Raw genomic sequence first — 18069 nt, 5'->3', positions numbered from 1 at the left:
CTTCGCTTCTGTCCCTGCTCCCTGTACTGAACGCTGAACGCGCGCGGCCCGCAGCGGCGTTTGCATATCGCGACGGCCGGCATCCGGGGCCTTCGGCATCGTCCCCTTCTGGCTCCTGTCCGTGTACTGAATGCTCGCGCGGCTCGCAGCGGCGTTCGCGCCCGGTCGCCGCATCATGTGAGCTGAGCCGCGGAAGCGTGCGCGCCCGCAAACCCCGTGAAGCGATTTTCCCGGCGCCTTTCCCGCCCCCTGCGCCCGCCCCATGCATCGGCGTCGCGCCTCGCGTCCCTTTTCCCTTCCCGCCCCGATTTTTGATCGACGGGCGCCGGTCCGCCACACGATTTTTTTCTGTCAGGGGGTCTCACTCGACCGTCGTCATCTGCGCTCATTTCGGGCCATCTGGCGCGTACCGTTCCGAGCACCCCGGATCTGCGGCGAACTCCCGCCCGCCAAGGCTTTGCGGCGTTTGTAACCGGTAGTGCAACGCGCGGCGGAACACGCTAATCTCAGCGCGTTTTCCGTCTGTCGCCGCGCGGCATCCCGTTCGATGCCCGCCGCCGTTTTACCCCCCGGAGTCGCCTTGAGTACGCCAGCCACCGACGACTGGGTCGCGCGCAGCCTGCGCGCGGTCTGGCATCCCTGCACCCAGATGAAGCACCATGAGCGCCTGCCGCTCATTCCCGTCGCGCGCGGCGCGGGCGTATGGCTGTACGACCGCGACGGCCGCCGCTACTTCGATGCAATCAGCTCGTGGTGGGTGAACCTGTTCGGCCATGCGAACCCGCACATCAACGCGGCGCTGAAGCACCAGCTCGACACGCTCGAGCACGCGATGCTCGCCGGCTGCACGCACGAGCCGGCAATCGAGCTCGCCGAGCGGCTGCATGTGCTCACCGCGCGCACGCTCGGCCATGCGTTCTTCGCGTCGGACGGCGCGTCGGCGGTCGAGATCGCGCTGAAGATGAGCTTCCACGCGTGGCGCAACCGCGGCCGCGCGGACAAGCGCGAATTCGTGTGCGTCGCGAACAGCTATCACGGCGAGACCATCGGCGCACTCGGCGTGACCGACGTGGCGCTGTTCAAGGATGCGTACGATCCGCTGATCCGCAACGCGCACGTGGTCGCGTCGCCCGACGCACGCGGCGCGCAGCCGGGCGAAACGGCGGCCGACGTCGCGGGCCGCGCGCTCGACGACGTGCGGCGCCTGTTCGCCGACCGCGCGGACCGGATCGCCGCGCTGATCGTCGAGCCGCTCGTGCAATGCGCGGCCGGCATGGCGATGCACGATCCGTCGTACGTGCGCGGGCTGCGCGCGCTGTGCGACGAGTTCGGCGTGCACCTGATCGCCGACGAGATCGCGGTCGGCTGCGGCCGCACCGGCACCTTCTTCGCGTGCGAGCAGGCCGGCGTCTGGCCCGATTTCCTGTGCCTGTCGAAGGGCATCAGCGGCGGCTACCTGCCGCTGTCGCTCGTACTCACGCGCGACGACGTGTTCGCGGCCTTCTACGACGACGACACGACGCGCGGCTTCCTGCATTCGCATTCGTACACCGGCAACCCGCTCGCGTGCCGCGCGGCGGTCGCGACGCTCGAACTGTTCGCGCGCGACGACGTGCTCGCCGGCAACGCGCGCAAGTCGGCGGCGATGCGCGCCGCGCTCGCGCCGCTCGACGCGCACCCGCAGGTGCGTCACCTGCGCGAGCGCGGCACGCTGTTCGCATTCGACGTCGCGCTCGACGGCGACGCGGCACGCGGCTTCTCGCGGCGCTTCTTCGAGCGCGCGCTCGAACGCGAACTGCTGCTGCGTCCGATCGGCACGACCGTGTACCTGATGCCGCCGTACGTGATGAGCGACGACGACATCGCGTGGCTCGCGCAACGCACGCGCGACACGCTCGATGCGACGCTCGCGGAGATCATGCAATGACATACACGGCCCCAAACTCACTTCGTTCGCCGCCCGCCGAGCGGAACGCAGCGACGAACCTGCTCGATACGCTGCAACGCGGCCTCGCCGAACTCGACGCGCAAGGGTTGCGCCGCGTGCGCCGCACCGCCGACACCGCGTGCGATGCGCACATGCGCGTCGACGGCCGCGACATCGTCGGCTTCGCGAGTAACGACTATCTCGGCCTCGCCGCGCATCCGGCGCTCGTCGCCGCGTTCGCCGAAGGCGCGCGGCGCTATGGCTCCGGCAGCGGCGGCTCGCATCTGCTCGGCGGCCATTCCCGTGCGCACGCCACGCTCGAGGACGAACTCGCCGGCTTCGCGGGCGGCTTCTCCGACGCGCCGCGCGCGCTGTACTTCAGCACCGGCTACATGGCGAACCTCGCCGCGATGACGGCGCTGACGGCCAAGCACGCGACGATCTTCTCCGATGCGCTGAACCACGCGTCGCTGATCGATGGGATCCGGCTGTCGCGCGCGAACGTGCAGGTCTACCCGCATGCGGACATGGCCGCGCTCGCCGCGCTGCTCGACGCGTCCGACGCCGAAACGAAACTGATCGTCAGCGACACCGTGTTCAGCATGGATGGCGACATCGCGCCGCTCGCCGAACTCGTCGCGCTGGCCGAACGCCACGGCGCGTGGCTCGTCGTCGACGACGCACACGGCTTCGGCGTGCTGGGGCCCCAGGGCCGCGGCGCGCTCGCGGCCGCCGCGCTGCGCTCGCCGAACCTCGTCTACGTCGGCACGCTCGGCAAGGCCGCCGGTGTCGCGGGCGCGTTCGTCGTCGCGCACGAGACCGTGATCGAATGGATGATCCAGCGCGCGCGCAGCTACATCTTCACGACGGCCGCGCCGCCGGCCGTCGCGCATGCGGTATCGGCGAGCCTGAAGGTGATCGCCGGCGATGAAGGCGACGCGCGACGCGCACACCTCGCCGCGCTGATCGAGCGCACGCGCACGCTGCTGCGCATGACGCGCTGGCAGCCGGTCGACTCGCACACGGCCGTGCAGCCGCTCGTGATCGGCAGCAACGACGCGACGCTCGCGGCGATGCGCTCGCTCGACGCGCACGGCCTGTGGGTGCCCGCGATCCGGCCGCCGACGGTGCCGGCCGGCACGTCGCGGCTGCGCATCTCGCTGTCGGCCGCGCATTCGTTCGACGATCTCGCGCGGCTCGAAGCCGCATTACTGGAAGCCAGCAAGGAAGCACGATGAACCGCGCCCACGCTCACAGGCTTTGCATGGGACCGGAGTACGCGCTAAAGCGCTACTCCGGATCGACACGTCCGCTGCCGTCCGAAGCGGCGGTCGCCCCGCTTGGAACAGACAGGCGGGAGGCAGCATGACCGCACCACTCTCCGTCTTCGTCACGGGCACCGACACGGAAATCGGCAAGACCTTCGTCTCGGCCGCCATGCTGCACGGCTTCACGCGGCACGGCCTGCGCGCGGCCGCGCTGAAGCCCGTCGCCGCCGGTGCGTATGAACGCGACGGGGTCTGGCGCAACGAGGACGCCGACCAGCTCGACGCGGCCGCGAACGTCGTGCTGCCGCCCGAGCTGCGCACGCCGTTCCTGCTGAAGGCGCCCGCCGCACCGCACATCGTCGCCGCGCACGAAGGCGTGACGCTCGATATCGACACGATCGTCACGAGCCACCGTGAAGCGCTGACGCCCGCGGACGTCGTGGTCGTCGAGGGCGTCGGCGGCTTCCGCGTGCCGCTCACCGACACGCAGGACACGGCCGATCTCGCGGTCGCGCTCGGCCTGCCCGTGGTGCTCGTCGTCGGCGTGCGGCTCGGCTGCATCAGCCACGCGCTGCTGACGGCCGATGCGATTCGCCAGCGCGGTCTCACGCTCGCCGGCTGGGTCGCGAACCACGTCGACCCGGCCATGTCGTACGCCGACGAGAACGTCGCGACGATTCGCGACTGGCTCGCGCGCGAGCATCGCGCGCCGCTCCTCGGCCGCATCGCGCACCTGCGCCCGGCCGCCCCCGAATCCGCCGCGGCGATGCTCGACATCGCCGCGCTCGTCGACACGCTGCGCCGCGCGCAGCATTGACGCCCCGATCCCCGCATTCACGACAGGAAAACCACCATGACCCAAGTCCAGACCGCCGCCGTGCAACCCGACGCGATCCCCGTGGCTGCGCCGGCGCCGCAGCGCTGGCGCGTCGCCGACGTCGTCGCGCTGTTCGAGCTGCCGTTCAACGACCTGATGTTCCGCGCGCAGCAGGTGCATCGCGAGCACTTCGACGCGAACGCGGTGCAGCTGTCGACGCTGCTGTCGATCAAGACGGGCGGCTGCGAGGAAGATTGCGGCTACTGCTCGCAGTCGTCGCACCATGACACGGGCCTGAAGGCCGAGAAGCTGATGGACGTCGACACGGTGCTCGACGCCGCGCGCGCGGCGAAGGCGAACGGTGCGAGCCGCTTCTGCATGGGCGCCGCGTGGCGCAACCCGAAGGAGCGCCACATGCCGGCGCTGACCGAGATGGTGCGCGGCGTGAAGGAACTCGGCCTCGAGACCTGCATGACGCTCGGCATGCTGGAAAACGAGCAGGCTCGGCAGCTCGCCGACGCGGGCCTCGACTACTACAACCATAACCTCGACACGTCGCCGGAGTTCTACGGCCAGGTGATCTCGACGCGCACGTACCAGGATCGGCTCGACACGCTCGACCGCGTGCGCGATGCGGGCATCAACGTGTGCTGCGGCGGCATCATCGGGATGGGTGAATCGCGCCGCGAACGCGCGGGCCTGATCTCGCAACTCGCGAACCTGAACCCGTATCCGGAATCGGTGCCGATCAACAACCTCGTCGCGATCGAAGGCACGCCGCTCGAAGGCACCGCGCCGCTCGACCCGTTCGAGTTCGTGCGCACGATCGCGGTCGCGCGCATCACGATGCCGAAGGCCGTCGTGCGCCTGTCGGCCGGCCGCGAGCAGCTCGACGACGCGATGCAGGCGATGTGCTTCCTCGCGGGCGCGAACTCGATGTTCTACGGCGACCAGCTGCTGACGACGAGCAACCCGCAGACGCAGCGCGACCGCGCGCTGTTCGAGCGCCTCGGCATCCGCGCGAGCCAGGCCGACGCGCTGGCGGAGAACGCATAAGCGGTAACGGCCGACGCGCCGCACCCGCCAACGAAAAAGCCGGGCATGTCCCGGCTTTTGTTTTACCCGATCGTCTGCATCGGGTCGCCGTGCGCGTCGCGGATCGACGCTCTTCTCGCCGCGCCAACGCGCAGCTTCGGCATGCGCGTCACACGTGCGACGCCGCGCCGTCCAGCGCCGCGCGCACGCGCTCGACGTGCTGGGCGTCGACGGGAGCGAGCACCTCACCGCGCACCCGCACGCCCGAGCCGAAATGCACGGCGCGCACGCCGGTGGCGCGAACGAAATCGCCGACCGCATCGACCTTGAGCCCCGAGCCGGCCAGCACCGTGCAGGTCGTGCCCGCCGCCTGCCGCACGAGCCGCGTGATCGTCGCGACCGCGTCGAGCACCGACGGATGGCCGCCCGACGTCAGCACCGACGTGACGGTCGGCACGCGCAGCAGCGCGTCGAATGCGGCGTTCAGATCGCGGGACACGTCGAATGCGCGGTGGAACGTCAGGTCGCGCCCGTCCGCGGCGGCCGCGATGCGGGCGAGCGCGTCGAGATCGACGTCGCCGCGCGCATCGAGCGCACCGAACACGACGCCGTTCGCGCCGGCCGCGACGGCCGCGCGCACGTCGCGTTCGATCACGCGCAGGTCGTCGGCGTCGTAGACGAACGAGCGGCTGTGCGGACGCACGATCACGTTGACCGGAATCGGCACCGCGGCCACGACGGCCTCGATCAGGCCGACGCTCGGCGTGAGCCCGCCTTCGGTGATCGCGGTCACGAGTTCGAGACGGTCGGCGCCCGCGCGGGCGGCGGCCTTCGCATCGCCGACGGTCGTGGCGATCACTTCGAGGAGGACGGAGGAACGGGCGGTACGGTTCATCGGCGGCTCGCGAATCGTCAGGACAATTCGCGCATCCTAGCCGAGCGGCGTGAACCGCGCCAGCACGGCGCCCGCGCTATGCGCCGCCGGCCTCCTCGTCGAACCAGTCGATATCGCCGCACAGCACGTGCTGCGCGTCGCCGATGCGCACGGCCACCGACAGCGTCACGCACGGCTGCGCCTCGTTGATCGACAGGTACGGGCGCGTCACCTGCACGCGTCCGGGCTCGGCGATCGCCGTGCGGAAATACGGCCGGCGCAGCCAGTTCGCGCCCTGCGCATCCGACAGCGGCGAGAAGCGCGCCTCGGCGAGCGCACGGTCCGCACGCAGCACGACGTTGCGGCCCGACTGGCGGCCCCGCGCGTCGAGCAGGAAGCAGCGCGCGGCGGCGTCGAGCGCGAGGAAGTTCCAGCACACCTCGTCGAGCGGCTCGCCGGCCGCGACCCGTTCGGCCGCGCGTTCGAACGCGCGCAGGTACGGCGCAAGCCGCTGCGCGTCGCGCCGCTCGCGCGCTTCGGTCTGCTCGCGAAAGCGCTCGGTCAGCTCGCCGATGCAGCCGGTCGCCGCCGCGCTGTCGGGCAGCCCGGGCGCCGGCCGGCCGAAGTAATAGCCCTGCACGAAATCGGCCTCGCACGACAGCGCAATCTGCGCGTCGTGCTCGGTCTCGATCCCTTCGACGAGCACCAGCTTGCCGGCCTCGTGCAGCAGCGTGACGAGCCCGTGCAGGATCGCGGTGAGCCCCGTGCGGTGCGCCGCGTGGGACAGCATGATCCGGTCGAGCTTCACGATGTCCGGGTTCAACTGCCAGATCCGCTCGAGGTTCGAGTGGCCGGCGCCGAAATCGTCGAGCGCGATCAGGAAGCCCTGCGCGCGGAACTCGCGCACGGCGTCGGCGAGCCGCTCGACGTCTTCCGCGCGCTGTTCGAGCACTTCGAGCACGACGCGGCGCGGCGGCATGCCGATCCGCTTCAGGTTCGCGAGCAGCGCGGCGGCCTGGAACGGATCGGTGAGCACGCCCGGATGCACGTTGAGGAACAGCCACTCGCGCTCGGCGCCGAGCAGCGCGAAGTTCTCGAGGTGCAGCGCCTGCGCGAGCCGGTCGAGCTGCAGCAACTCGCCCTGGCGCGCGGCCTCGCCGAACACGTCGAGCGGCGACACCGCGCGGTCGAGCGCGTCATGCGCGCGCAACAGCGCCTCGTAGCCCACCGCACGCTGGTGCGACAGGCTGAAGATCGGCTGGAACACGGTCGTGAGCGACAGGTCGTGGTGGCGCGTCGCCAGGCGTTCGAGGCCGGAGCTCATCTCACGCTCGAAACGATACGGCGACGCGGTGGCCGGGCGCTCCTGCTGCACGATCGTCATGGCTTCCTCCTGGCGATGCAGCCGAACGCGGCAGTGGTTCGGAATGGCGCGCGCAATGTCATGGTCGAATCCTCGGTTGCCCGGCCGGTGCCGGACGGTACGCAAGCATCAAGCAAGCTCCGTGCAAGGGCTGAACACGCGCGCCACGCCTGCCTGCGGCGGCGCCGCACCAGTGTGGCGCGGGCCGGATGCACCGTTTGCGTGCATGCGCACCGGCGCACTCGAACGCACCCGTCACACCGTCACGCTAAACTCCGTCCGATCGTTTCATTCTCCACAATTGCCGTATCGATGGAAATCGTCTTCACAGTCCTGATTCTGCTGCTCACCGTCGCGCTGTCCGGCGCGGCCACGCGCGTGCTGCCGTTGCGGCTGCCGCTACCGCTGATGCAGATCGCGTTCGGCGCGATGCTCGCGTGGCCGAAGTTCAATCTGCACGTCACGTTCGATCCCGAAATCTTCATGCTGCTGTTCATTCCGCCGCTGCTGTTCGCGGATGGCTGGCGGATTCCGAAACGCGAGCTGTACCTGCAGCGCCGCGCGATCCTGATGCTCGCGTTCGGGCTCGTGTTCATGACCGTACTCGCAGTCGGCTACTTCGCGCACTGGCTGATACCCGAGTTGCCGCTGCCGATCGCGTTCGCGCTCGCGGCCGTGCTGTCGCCCACCGACGCGGTCGCGCTGTCGGGCATCGCCGGCCGTGGCCGGATTCCGCCGCAGCTGATGCACATCCTCGAAGGCGAGGCGCTGATGAACGACGCGTCGGGCCTCGTCGCGCTGAAGTTCGCGGTCGCGGCCGCGCTCACGGGCGTGTTCTCGTTGCGCGAGGCGTCGATCACGTTCGTGATCGTCGCCGCCGGCGGGCTGGCGACAGGCGCGATCGTCGCGTGGCTGTTCAGCGCGCTGTCGACGCGCTTCCTGAACGCCGAACAGGAAGGCGACCCGGCCCCCGGCATCGTGATGACGCTCCTCGTGCCGTTCGCCGCCTATCTGTTCGCGGAGCATCTCGACCTGTCGGGCGTGCTCGCGGCCGTGTCGGCCGGGATGATGATGAACTACACCAGCTTCTCCCGCAAAAGCACCGTCGCGTCGCGCGTGCGTGCCGAAAGCACGTGGGCGATGATCGAGTTCGTGTTCAACGGCATGGTGTTCATCATGCTCGGGCTGCAGCTGCCGCACATCATCGGCCGCGCGCTCGTCGACGCGCACCACACGAGCGACGTGCTCGTCGGCCGGATGATCTTCAACGTGTGCGCGATGATGCTCGCGCTGTATGCGATCCGCTTCCTGTGGGTCTGGCTGCTGCGCTGGATCGCGAGCCGCCGCGCCGCGCGCCACGGCCTCACGGGCACGATGGCCGGCATCCGCACGATCGCGGTGATGACGGTCGGCGGCGTGCGCGGCGCCGTCACGCTCGCGGGCGTGCTGTCGATCCCCGTCGCGCTGTCCGACGGCGCACCGCTGCCGGGGCGGGACACCGCGATCTTCGTCGCGTCGGCGGTGATACTCGGTTCGCTGATCGTCGCGGTGATCGGGCTGCCGCTGTTGCTGCGCGGCGTGCGCTCGACGCGCAACCCGCTCGCCGACGAGGAGCGCACCGCGCGCGCGGCCGCCGCGCAGGCCGCGATCCGCGCGATCGACTCGTCGCACGACGCGATCTCGGCCGATCTCGACGAATCGGGCGCCGCGCGCTGCGCGGACATCTCCGCGCGCGTAATGGACCAGTACCGGCGCCGCCTCGCCGCACTCGCCGAGGACGGCCCGACGCCGCGCGCGGAAGCAAAGCAGACCGAAACGATGGAACTGCAGATGCGGATCGCGGCGGTGCGCGCGGAACGTTCGGTGCTGTACCGGCTGCGCGGCGAAAGCAAGATTTCCGACGAGACGCTGACGAAGCTGATCCGCGAGATCGACCTGTCGGAAACGGCGCTGTCGACGCGCAAGAAAGGGATCGTCTGACGGTGGGGCCGCGCAGCGGCCTGCTGCGACGCCCGTCGCATGCCGCATCGCCGGCAATCGCGTAGCGTAAGGCGGCGTAGGCAGCTCAGGCGCGCAGGCCGGCCGGCGGGCCGCCTACCCACGGCGCGCCCCGCCAGCCGTCGCGCGGGCGCGTCGTTCCCCTGTCCCCGCAACGAATCGCTGCGCCGGCCCGTTCGCATTACTTCGCGACGACGACCGGAATGCCCTTCAGGCGCGCGGCGCCTCGCCCCCGCTCCCCCGCAACGGATCGCCGCGCCGCGCGTTCGCGTTACTTCGCGACGACGACCGGAATGCCCTTCAGCATCCCCGCACCCTTCATCTCGTCGAGCGCGTGCTGCACGGCCGCGCTCGTCGCCGCGTCGATGCCGAGTTGCAGCGCGAGCTCGCGCTCCGTGCGCTTCACGCCGGCCAGGTTGCGCACCTTCACGTGGCCGAAGCCGCGCACGCGCGCGTGCAGGTCGGCCAGTTGCGCAACCTGCGAGACCTGCGCCGCATTGCCGGCCGTCAGCGCGGCAAGCGCGCGCGTGAGCGTCGTCTCGTAGTCGTCCGCGAGCGCGCGCTCCATCCTGCGCTCGGCCGTGCGGCCGAACGGATCGAGCCACGTGCCGCGCAGGCTGCGCACGCGCGCCAGCATGCCGAACACCGGCCACATCCACTGGCCGAACACGCGCTTCTTCGGCGCGCTGCCGTCGCGTCCCGCCTTCGCGACCGTCGGCGGCGCCAGGTTGAACTTCACGCGATAGTCCTGCCCCGGCACGCCTTCGAACTGCGCTTCGAGCGCCGTGCGGAATGCGCCGTCCGCATACAGCCGCGCGACCTCGTATTCGTCCTTCACCGCGAGCAGCCGGTAGAACGTCGTCGCGACCGCACGCGTCAGCGCGTCGTCGCCCTTCGCGCGCGCCGCCTTCACCAGTGCGCGGTAGCGCTCGACGTAACGCGCGCCGCCGTATGCGTCGAGGCGCGCTTCACGATCGGCGATCAGGTCGGCGAGCGTCTCCGGCGCGGCCTGCGCGGCCCCCGTATGACGCGCGTTCCACAATGCGTCGAGGCCCGCCGCGTCGCCGGCCGCCATCCGGCCGATCGAGAACGCGAGCTTGTTCATCGGCACCGCGACGTTGTTCAGCTCGATCGCGCGCATCATCGCGGCGAGCGACACCGGCACGAGGCCGAGCTGCCACGCGTAGCCGAGCATCAGGATGTTCGCGCCGATCGGGTCGCCGAGGAACTTCGCGGCGAGCGCCTGCGCGTCGCAGCTCGACAGGTAGCCGTCGCCGGCCGCGTGATGCATCTTCTCGAGCAGCGCATCCGCGTGCAGGTTCGCGTCGGGATCCTGCACGAACGACGCGTTCGGAATCCGGTGCGTGTTGACGACGATCCGCGAACGCTCGTGGCGCACCGTCTGCAGCGCCTCGGCACTCGCGCCGACGACCATGTCGCACGCGAGCAGCACGTCGGCTTGCTGCGTGTCGATGCGCACCTGGTTCAGCCACTGGTCGCTCGACGCGATCCGCACGAACGACAGCACCGAGCCGCCCTTCTGCGCGAAGCCCATGAAGTCGAGCACCGACGCGCTCTTGCCCTCGAGGTGCGCGGCCATGCTGATCAGCGCGCCGACCGTCACGACGCCCGTGCCGCCCACGCCCGTCACGAGCATGTCGTACGGCGCCGCGTCGAGATGCGTCGCCGGCACTGGCAGCGCGTCGACGCGCACGGCGAGCGCCGCCTCGTCGAACGCCGCGCCCGCGGCCTTCTTCAGCGCCGCGCCTTCGACCGTCACGAAGCTCGGGCAGAAGCCGTTCACGCACGAGTAGTCCTTGTTGCACGACGACTGGTCGATGCGGCGCTTGCGGCCGAGCGGCGTCTCGAGCGGCTCGACCGACAGGCAGTTCGACTGCACGCCGCAGTCGCCGCAGCCTTCGCACACCGCGTCGTTGATGAACAGGCGCTTGTCCGGGTCGGGGAACTCGCCCTTCTTGCGGCGGCGACGCTTCTCCGCCGCGCAGGTCTGGTCGTAGATCAGCACGGTGACGCCCGGCGTCTCGCGCAGCTCGCGCTGCACCGTGTCGAGCTCGCTGCGGTGATGGAACGTCGTGCCGGCCGGGAACTGCCCGTGATGGCCGTCGTACTTCTCCGGTTCGTCGGACACCACCACGAAGCGCGACACGCCTTCCGCCTCGACCTGCCGCGCGATCTGCGGCACCGAGATGCTGCCGTCGACCGGCTGGCCGCCCGTCATCGCGACCGCGTCGTTGTAGAGGATCTTGTACGTGATGTTCGCCTTCGCGGCGACCGCCTGGCGGATCGCGAGGATGCCCGAGTGGAAGTAGGTGCCGTCGCCGAGGTTCTGGAACACGTGCTTCGTGTTGGTGAACATCGCGTGCGCGGCCCAGTCGACGCCCTCGCCGCCCATCTGGATCAGGCCCGTCGTGTCGCGCTCCATCCACGACGCCATGAAGTGGCAGCCGATGCCGGCCTGCGCGATCGAGCCTTCCGGCACCTTGGTCGACGTGTTGTGCGGGCAGCCCGAGCAGAAGTACGGCGTGCGCTTCACCGCGTCCGCTTCGTTCGACAGGATCCGCGGCGCGACGAGATCGACGACGCGTTCGCGGCGATCGAGCGCCGGCTTGTGGCGCGCGAGCCATTCGGCGAACACCGGCAGGATCCGCGACGGCCGCAGCTCGCCGAGTTCGGACAACAGGCAGGCACCCTGCGCATCGTGCTTGCCGAGCACGCGCGGGCGCGCGCCGTCCGCGCGGTTGTACAGGTAGTCCTTGATCTGCTGCTCGATGACGGGGCCTTTCTCCTCGATCACCAGCACTTCGGCGAGCCCGTCGACGAAGGTCTCGATGCGCGTCATCTCGAGCGGATACGACAGGCCCACCTTGTAGATCCGCACGCCGGCCGCGTCGAGATCGGCCACCGTCAGGTCGAGACGGCGCAGCGCTTCCATCAGGTCGAGGTGCGCCTTGCCGCAGGTGACGATGCCGACGTTCGCCTGCGCGCTCGGGGCGATCCACTTGTCGATGCTGTTGGTGCGCGCGAAGTGGCGCACCGCGTCGAGCTTCGCGGCGAGGCGCGCCTCGATCGTGAGGCTCGGCAGGTCGGGCCAGCGGTTGTGCAGGCCACCCACGGGCGGCGTGAAGCCCGCCGGCGCCGGCCATTGCGTCTGCAATGCATCGAGATCGACGGTCGAGCCGGACTCGACCGTCTCCGAGATCGCCTTGAAGCCGACCCATGCGCCCGAATAGCGCGACAGCGCCCAGCCGTACAGGCCGAACTCGAGCATGTCGGCGATGTTCGACGGGTTCACGACCGGCATGTGCCACGCGATCATCGCGAAGTCGCTCTGGTGCGGCATCGACGACGATACGCAGCCATGGTCGTCGCCCGCCACCACCAGCACGCCGCCGTGCGGCGACGAACCGTATGCGTTGCCGTGCTTGAGCGCGTCACCGGCGCGGTCGACGCCGGGGCCCTTGCCGTACCACATCGCGTACACGCCATCGACGGTGCGCTCCGGGTCGGCCTCGACGCGCTGCGTGCCGAGCACCGCGGTGCCGCCCAGTTCCTCGTTGATCGCGGGCAGGAAGCGCACGCCGCTACCGTCGAGCAGCTTCTTCGCCTTCCACAGCTGCTGGTCGACCATCCCGAGCGGCGAGCCGCGGTAGCCGCTGACGAAGCCGGCCGTGTCGAGCCCCTGCGCGGCGTCGGACGCGCGCTGCATCAGCAACAGGCGGACCAGCGCCTGCGTGCCGGTCAGGAAGATCCGGCCGCGCGTGGCGGTCAGGTTGTCGGTCAGACGATAGTCGGATAGAGCGGGCGTACCGTCGACGGGCAGGCGGGCGGTCATGGGGATGTCTCCTGATTGTGCTGTTCTGGGCCGCGCACCGGGGCGTCGGGCGACGCCGGCCGGAGACGGCTGGATGGCTCTATTTTTTCGCGGGGAGACGAGAAAGTTTTTTCTCATCTTGCTCGGCGTGTGCCGAAGTGAGAAAAACTGCGCAGGTTTCGGGCGGGAATTGAGAGAGTTTTCGCGTGGGGTGGTAGGCGGCGGTGGGGGTGGTCGGGATGGGTGGGCGCTTGCTTCGGAATCGCCGGGGACGAGCGGGACGCAGGCCGCGGGCGTGGCGGGCGGTCGCGGCCGCGGGCGCGACGGCGGGCGTGGCGGCGGGCGTGGCGGCGGGCGTGGCGGCGGGTGCTCGCGGCCCGTGCGACAAGGGTTTCGGCCGGGAAACGGGGGCGTGCTCACCGATGGAATGCACAGCGTTCGGACTGGTTGCGGGCGCGGGATGTCCACAATGTGGGACTGCCGGCCGAATTGGTGATCGTGCTCACCGTTCGATCGCACAGGGTTTCGAGTCGCGTCGGGCGCCGGATATCCACATCGCAATCGGTCCGCAGTTCAGCGGATTCCGACGCTCACCGTTGAAATCCACAGCGCGACGAGTCGATGCCGACAGGAGATATCCACACCGCCGGATCCTCGCCTCGCCGCTGCGACGTTCGCCCTCACCTTCCGGATCCACAGCGTCGTGAGTCGATTCGGCGGCAGGATATCCACACCTCCGTCCGGCCTCGGTGCGCGCCGTTGTGCAGTCGAACGCGACGCCGGTACGGGTGTGGATATCGCCACCCACGGGCACTCGAAACCCTGTGAATTCCAATGGTGACCACCGGCCCGCGCTCGAACAACGCGCCGATTCGGATGTGGTCAGCCCGCCTCGCGACAACCCTGAATGCTGCGAAATTCGACGGTGAGCATCGGCAGCGCTCGAACAACGGTGCCGATTCGGATGTGGACAGCCCGCTCCGCGACGACTCGAAACACTGTGAATTCCGATGGTGAGTGACGGCGCGCGGTCGAACAAGGGTGCCGATTCGGGTGTGAACAACTCGCCCCGCGACGACCCGAAACGCTGTGAATTTCGATGGTGAGTGACGGCGCGCGCTCGAACAATGGTGCCGATTCGGGTGTGGATAGCCCGCTCCGCGACAACTCCAAACGCTGTGAATTTCGATGGTGAGTGACGGCAGACAATCAAACGTGCACGCCGATTCGGGTACGAATCCCTCGACCCGCGTTAACTCCAAACACTGTGAATTCCAACGGTGAGCGACGGCACGACGATCGAACGAGGGCGCCGATTCGCGCGTGGACAAACCCAACCCGAGACCAGTCGAGACGCTGTGAAATTCAACGGTGAGCATGGGCATCCTGTCACACGAAGGCGGCGCTCCGGCGCGAACATCCGCGCCCGCAACCGCTCGGCGGCCCGTGCAGCCGGATTGGCGCAGGCGCGGCCGAGCCGCATGCACGCGCCCCTCACCGCTGAAATACACAGCACGTCGACTGGCTTCCGCGACCGGCTATCCACATCGGCGCACGGACTCGAACGGAACGCGCGATCGCGAGTGCGGTTAGAATGCGCGACCCTCGAAGCCGTGCCGAAGACCGGAAACGGGCACGCGGCTCGATCGGCCGCCGACGCTCACCATTGAAATACACAGCGCTTCGAGTGAATTCGGCTGCGAGATATCCACACCGTGATACGGGTCCGAATCTATCGCCGATCCGCGCGCGCCGTTAGAATGCGCGGCGCCCGGAATTCTCGCACGACACCCGCTCGACTCCCGGAAGCCCACACCAGGCAAGCCTCACGCGCGATCGGCCGTCGACGCTCACCCTTCGAAAGCACAGCATTTTTCGTCGTTCGGAGCGCCGGTTGTCCACACCTTGCATCGCGCTCACCGATGAAAATCACCGCGTGCCGAGTGATTTGGGTGCCGGGATATCCACAACCGACGCCGCGCAGGAATGCGCCACCAGCGCATCGGCAACGTCGGCTCATGCACTTGCCCCCGACCGGTGTCGAATGCCGGGAAGCCCCGCCGATTCAGCCACCGGCCACACACTCACCGTTCGGATCCACAGCGTTTCGAGTGGGTGGAAGGCCCGGTTGTCCACATTTAAGCCGACGCGGGAGAGGCCCGCAGCCACCGTCACTCGGCAATCGAGCGAATGATCCGCGCCGGGTTGCCGCCGACCAGCGTATTCGGCGGAACGTCGCGCGTCACGACGGAACCCGCGCCGACCACCGAGTTCTCGCCGACCGTCACGCCGCCAATGATCGTCGCGCCCGCGCCGATCCACACGTTGTTCCCGATCATGATCGGCCGCGCGACGACGAAGTCGCGCCGGTGGGACGGCTCGACCGGATGGCCCGACGTGATGAGGCTGACGTTCGGCCCGATCATCACGTCGTCGCCGATGTCGAGGCCGCCGAGGTCATAGAACGTGCAGTTCTGGTTGACGAACACGTTGCGGCCGATCCGTGTGTCGGCACCGCCCGTCGCATAGAACGGCGGGATCAGCAGGAAGCCGTCGTCCATCGGCTTGCCGATCAGTTCGCCGAACAAGGCGCGGACCTCGTGCGCATCGTCGAACGTCAGACGGTTGAGCCGGGCGGTGATTGCCATCGTTCGCGCGAGCTCGGCACGCATCGCGGCCGATTCCGGCGTGCGCCGGGGAATGATCGTGGTGCGATCGTCGTTCGCCATTCGTTGCTGTTCTCCGTGTGCGATCGAATCGGCATGCGGCGCATGCGATTCCCTGTCTTGAATTCGATGATTCGAGCGACCCGCGCGAGATGACTGGGTTTCCGCGCTTCGCGGTTCGTCGACGGCCATCGTTGAGGCGCATGCGGCCGTGCGCCGACGCTGCCGCAAGGTCGGGCGGACACTGTCGTCCCGCTCGTTTCAGCCGAACACCCCTCATCAATTCATAACTAGTTAACTTATGACTAGTTAAACAATAAATCGTCGTCGAATGGGGACGCTGCGGGAAATTCTGGCCCATGCGCAACGGCTCGAACCCGCGCGCCGCGCCGCCCGCCGCCCTGCCATGATCGGCCGCTTGCACCGCCCGCCCCTGTCCGAACCTCTCCCGCTCGGGTACGCTTGAGCATCGACCGAACCGGCACGGACACCCAACGCGGAGGCGCGATGAAGCTCTACTACTGGCCCAAAACCCGGGCATTCCGGGCGTTGTGGATGCTGGAGGAAATCGGCGCCGTCTACGAGCTCGTGCCGATCGACCTGCGTTCGCACGAACAGGGGAGCGACGCGTTCGTCCAGGTCAATCCGATGGCCAAGCTGCCCGCGCTCGACGACGGCAGCGAGCCGTTCGCCGAATCCGGCGCGGTGCTGCTCTATCTCGCCGATCGCTGCCCGGGCGCCGGGCTCGGCATCGCGCCCGACGATCCGCTGCGCGGCCGCTTCCTGCAGTGGATGTTCTTCACACCCACCTGCCTCGAACCGGCGATGGCCGAGAAATTCATCGGTGCGTCGGGCAATCCGGTCGCGTTCGGCTGGGGCAACATCACGCGTGTGCAGCGTGCACTCGCGCAAACGCTCGCCCACAGCCGCTGGCTCGTCGGCGACCGCTTCACCGCGGCCGACCTGCTGCTCGCCAGCACGCTGAAGATCGCGTTCGACGCCCACCTGCTGCCGCACGAAGGCGTGCTCGGCGACTACGTCACGCGCGCTGAGGACCGCGACGGCCATCGCCGCGCGGTGGCGGTCGAACAGCGCGAAGCGGCGCGTCTGCTGCATCCGTGACGCGTGCGCGTGTGCGGCGCGGCAGTCGGTTGCGGCGGCGGTCGCGGTCGCGGCCGGGCGTCGGCGCCGGTTCGCGCCGGTCGCCGACGTCAAGCAGCCGGCCCGGACGCCTGCGCCGCCGTGCCGCCGTCGATCACCACACCCGCCGAACCGCGTTCGTCGCTATCGGCGTCGACCGGCACGACATCGTGAAAATGCGTGTAGTCGATATGCGTGATGCCGTCTTCGTCATGCATCAGGTCGACATACCGGTGACGCCAGCGGATGTCCGCATGCGTCCACGAGTAGCGCGCCTGCATGACCTGCGCGGTCGTCTCGTCGGAGCCCTCGATCGTGATCAGCAGCGACGCGTCGTGCGCGGCGAGCGATTCGGCCGTCTCGCCGAACAGCGGGCTCGTTTCGTCGATCACGTGCATCAGGTTCCAGCCGAGCAGGAAGATCGGATGCTCGCTGCGCACGAGCGGCAGATCGTGGATCTTGCGCAGCGTATAACCCTCGTGCGTCCCCTCCACGCGCATCAGCCGCAGCTTCGCCTGCGCTTCGGCGATTACGTTCTGGCGCGCATTCGCGGCACGCACCATCAGCGTCATTCGCCCGTTCAGCGGGCGCACGATCGCCAGCCGCGCGAACAGGATCTTCGCCTGCGGCCGCGAAAACCGCGCGAACACAAGCCCGGTCGCCAGCGCGATGCCCGACATCCCGATGAAGATCTCGAAGGTCGAGACCACGTGCGCGTAGACGGTCTGCGGATGCATGTCGCCGTAGCCGACCGTCGCGAGCGTCTCGACGCTGAAAAAGAACGCGCCGACGAAGCCGGCCGGCGACTGGTTCGCGATCGCGTCGTGGCCGAGCAGGTAGAGCGCCGCGAAGCCGCCGTTGAGCAGCAGGAACAGTATCGCGAGCGACAGGAAGAATACGGGCCAGCTCACCGTCAGCGCGCGGTGATAGAGGTCGCGCCAGCCAAGCGGCGGCATCCCGTATGCGACAACGGGGCGGGTGCCCGACCAGAGCTTGCGGCCACGGCCGCGGGAGGCTGGGGAGGACGAATCGAGGTTCATCGCGCAAGGCCGGAAGCAAGAAGGCGATGAGCGTAGCACGCGGGGCGGCGGCCGGGAATGCGCGGCGATGCAGGGCGATTGGCGGCGGCGTTGCGCGTGCGGCGCGAGC

General features: G+C 69.1%; 11 protein-coding genes. 6 read left to right on the top strand and 5 right to left on the bottom strand.

Features of this window, described 5'->3' with window-relative positions; translation table 11 throughout:
• Nucleotides 1-580 precede the first annotated feature (580 nt).
• The 4 genes from bioA to bioB all read left to right on the top strand — a co-directional run bounded on the left by bioA (nt 581) and on the right by bioB (nt 5068).
• A complete protein-coding gene (gene bioA / locus SB786_RS01200) occupies nt 581-1927 on the top strand; it encodes an adenosylmethionine--8-amino-7-oxononanoate transaminase (RefSeq protein ID WP_410725809.1) in 1347 nt (448 codons plus the stop codon).
• Entirely contained in the window at nt 1924-3165 is a 1242-nt protein-coding gene (bioF, locus tag SB786_RS01195; protein ID WP_410725808.1) for an 8-amino-7-oxononanoate synthase, read from the top strand. Before bioA ends, bioF begins: the two co-directional genes overlap by 4 nt.
• A gap of 127 nt (nt 3166-3292) precedes the next feature.
• A complete protein-coding gene (bioD, locus tag SB786_RS01190; RefSeq protein WP_410725807.1) occupies nt 3293-4012 on the top strand; it encodes a dethiobiotin synthase in 720 nt (239 codons plus the stop codon).
• A 36-nt stretch (nt 4013-4048) separates the two neighbouring features.
• A complete protein-coding gene (gene bioB / locus SB786_RS01185; protein ID WP_410725806.1) occupies nt 4049-5068 on the top strand; it encodes a biotin synthase BioB in 1020 nt (339 codons plus the stop codon).
• 148 nt (nt 5069-5216) lie between these two features.
• On the opposite strand, the gene SB786_RS01180 is transcribed toward bioB, so the two are convergent.
• Both SB786_RS01180 and SB786_RS01175 read right to left on the bottom strand, forming a co-directional pair.
• Nucleotides 5217-5942 carry a copper homeostasis protein CutC gene (locus SB786_RS01180; protein ID WP_410725805.1) on the bottom strand — a complete coding sequence of 242 codons (726 nt, stop codon included), beginning with the start codon at nt 5940-5942 and terminating at the stop codon, nt 5217-5219.
• Nucleotides 5943-6018: 76 nt separating this feature from the next.
• Nucleotides 6019-7305 (bottom strand): EAL domain-containing protein, encoded by a 1287-nt coding sequence (locus SB786_RS01175; protein WP_410725804.1) that lies wholly within the window; start codon nt 7303-7305, stop codon nt 6019-6021.
• 291 nt (nt 7306-7596) lie between these two features.
• Between SB786_RS01175 and SB786_RS01170 the strand changes: the two genes are divergently transcribed.
• Nucleotides 7597-9264, top strand: a complete 1668-nt coding sequence (locus tag SB786_RS01170) for a Na+/H+ antiporter (RefSeq protein ID WP_410725803.1) — start codon at nt 7597-7599, stop codon at nt 9262-9264.
• A 289-nt stretch (nt 9265-9553) separates the two neighbouring features.
• Here SB786_RS01170 and SB786_RS01165 read toward each other — a convergent pair whose 3' ends face one another.
• Both SB786_RS01165 and SB786_RS01160 read right to left on the bottom strand, forming a co-directional pair.
• The gene (locus tag SB786_RS01165; protein ID WP_410725802.1) at nt 9554-13135 is read right to left on the bottom strand and encodes an indolepyruvate ferredoxin oxidoreductase family protein; all 3582 of its coding nucleotides are present in this window, start codon (nt 13133-13135) and stop codon (nt 9554-9556) included.
• A 2150-nt stretch (nt 13136-15285) separates the two neighbouring features.
• Nucleotides 15286-15843, bottom strand: a complete 558-nt coding sequence (locus SB786_RS01160; RefSeq protein WP_410725801.1) for a sugar O-acetyltransferase — start codon at nt 15841-15843, stop codon at nt 15286-15288.
• A 444-nt stretch (nt 15844-16287) separates the two neighbouring features.
• Here SB786_RS01160 and SB786_RS01155 point away from each other — a divergent pair, with 444 nt between their 5' ends.
• Nucleotides 16288-16902: a glutathione S-transferase family protein gene (locus tag SB786_RS01155; protein ID WP_410725800.1), complete on the top strand. Its 615-nt coding sequence runs from the start codon at nt 16288-16290 to the stop codon at nt 16900-16902.
• Between the two features lie 89 nt (nt 16903-16991).
• Here SB786_RS01155 and SB786_RS01150 read toward each other — a convergent pair whose 3' ends face one another.
• The gene (locus SB786_RS01150) at nt 16992-17960 is read right to left on the bottom strand and encodes an ion channel (RefSeq protein WP_410725799.1); all 969 of its coding nucleotides are present in this window, start codon (nt 17958-17960) and stop codon (nt 16992-16994) included.
• Nucleotides 17961-18069 lie beyond the last annotated feature (109 nt).

Source organism: Burkholderia sp. SIMBA_062, from assembly GCF_046534765.1.
Lineage (GTDB): Bacteria > Pseudomonadota > Gammaproteobacteria > Burkholderiales > Burkholderiaceae > Burkholderia > Burkholderia ambifaria.
The sequence above is the reverse complement of the archived record's forward strand: the minus strand, read 5'-3'. Positions and strand labels throughout refer to the sequence as shown.

Bases quoted from the DNA above. Each gene is read 5' to 3' on its own strand.
- bioF (WP_410725808.1), top strand. From the start codon at position 1,924: ATGACATACACGGCCCCAAACTCACTTCGTTCGCCGCCCGCCGAGCGG.
- bioD (WP_410725807.1), top strand. From the start codon at position 3,293: ATGACCGCACCACTCTCCGTCTTCGTCACGGGCACCGACACGGAAATC.
- bioB (WP_410725806.1), top strand. From the start codon at position 4,049: ATGACCCAAGTCCAGACCGCCGCCGTGCAACCCGACGCGATCCCCGTG.
- SB786_RS01180 (WP_410725805.1), bottom strand. From the start codon at position 5,942: ATGAACCGTACCGCCCGTTCCTCCGTCCTCCTCGAAGTGATCGCCACG.
- SB786_RS01175 (WP_410725804.1), bottom strand. From the start codon at position 7,305: ATGACGATCGTGCAGCAGGAGCGCCCGGCCACCGCGTCGCCGTATCGT.
- SB786_RS01170 (WP_410725803.1), top strand. From the start codon at position 7,597: ATGGAAATCGTCTTCACAGTCCTGATTCTGCTGCTCACCGTCGCGCTG.
- SB786_RS01165 (WP_410725802.1), bottom strand. From the start codon at position 13,135: ATGACCGCCCGCCTGCCCGTCGACGGTACGCCCGCTCTATCCGACTAT.
- SB786_RS01160 (WP_410725801.1), bottom strand. From the start codon at position 15,843: ATGGCGAACGACGATCGCACCACGATCATTCCCCGGCGCACGCCGGAA.
- SB786_RS01155 (WP_410725800.1), top strand. From the start codon at position 16,288: ATGAAGCTCTACTACTGGCCCAAAACCCGGGCATTCCGGGCGTTGTGG.
- SB786_RS01150 (WP_410725799.1), bottom strand. From the start codon at position 17,960: ATGAACCTCGATTCGTCCTCCCCAGCCTCCCGCGGCCGTGGCCGCAAG.